The following is a 1,336-nucleotide window of genomic DNA, read 5'->3' on the forward strand; positions in this document are numbered from 1 at the left end:
TTTATTAATTTCGTTTGCTTCAATCGCCTTAATGCACTGGTCTGTAAGGGTGCGGATTCTCTTTAATTGATCTTTCAAAGCCTCTCCACTATTAAAGAGTGTAGTCGTATCAATTTTTGATAACTTTTGAATTAGTTCGTCAATTACTTCTTGGGGTTGCTTCCTTGCCTTATGTGCTAGCCAAGCAGCTTCAATGCTTTTATAAGTGGGGGCCGTCTCCGGGCTTAATACATCTAACCTGTGGGAAAAATTAGTGCCGTGGTCGAGGTCATATCTTCGCATACTAGCCCAATCCCGGATGTTTTCATGTCGGTATATAATATTTTCATTCGTGTCACCCTTTCCTGTTCGTGGTTTTTTAAATACCCACTCAAATAAAGCTTTCTCTCCCTCAGGAGATAAATGAAGTTCGTTTTCCGTTAGGCCGAACTGTTCACTTAACCAGTTGTTTTTAGCAATGATTTCGAATAAATAATAATCATTAGGCTTGAGCGCTTCACCTTCAGGTAGGTGTTCTTCATAGTTCATGGTGAACTGGCTAAAAGACCTAGCAGCCATCATCTTCTTTTTGGTTGTAGTCCACTTAGAAGATGATTCATTTGCCACAACTTGAATGAGACCCTTTTCCCATCCAATAGGCTCACCTGGGAATTTTGACTCAAAAAGATGTTTATAACGCTCATACACCCATATATCCTCCGCATAGCCTCCCCATGCTTTAGATCCCTGTATGTGGCGTACCGCTAATACCCTAGGTAGTTTTCGTTCCAGTTCCTCTACACTATCAGCATTGAGAGGTACAACTGTGATAATTTCTGTGTCTCGTAACAGACGTTCTAAACCAGCTACATATTTTGCTTGCTCCTCGATATCCGAAGAAGCAAACTTTTTAGGACGGTCCTCCATCTTCTTGAGCTTATCTCTAGCTTCAGTTAGTATGCCGTTCCTGATTTTTCGGAGTGCCAAAGTTCTAGTGTTGCCTTCTACTACTACATGAAAGTGGGGCTTGTCCGGATGAGACCACACCACAATATTATCTATAGGCATCCAGCCTTGTGTTGTAATAGATCTAATCAGGTCATCAGGGTTATAAATTTCTAAAAGAGTATGTTCAGCCTCACTTTGTAGGTCCGGATCAAATAACTTTTCAGCGTCGTCATATCCAGGAGCGTTTTCACTGGCTAAGCGAGGGTTGTTTGGGTCAAGGTACAGTTCGTTGAAATTTACTTTGATAGGTTCTTTTAGAAAGTTTTCCATAACTAATAAGTTTTGTGTTGATTATTGTACAAATATATAAACTGTTTAATAATAAACAAACAACTGGTGTTTTTATACG

Annotated in this window: 1 protein-coding gene; it reads right to left on the bottom strand. The window is 39.9% G+C overall.

Annotation, left to right across the window (positions count from 1 at the left end):
* Window positions 1-1,257: hypothetical protein (locus ACFQ2O_RS21660; RefSeq protein WP_377532997.1), on the bottom strand; the 1,257-nt coding region annotated here is incomplete at its 3' end.
* Window positions 1,258-1,336 lie beyond the last annotated feature (79 nt).

Origin of the sequence: Pontibacter rugosus, from assembly GCF_042678745.1 — a bacterium.
GTDB lineage: Bacteria > Bacteroidota > Bacteroidia > Cytophagales > Hymenobacteraceae > Pontibacter > Pontibacter rugosus.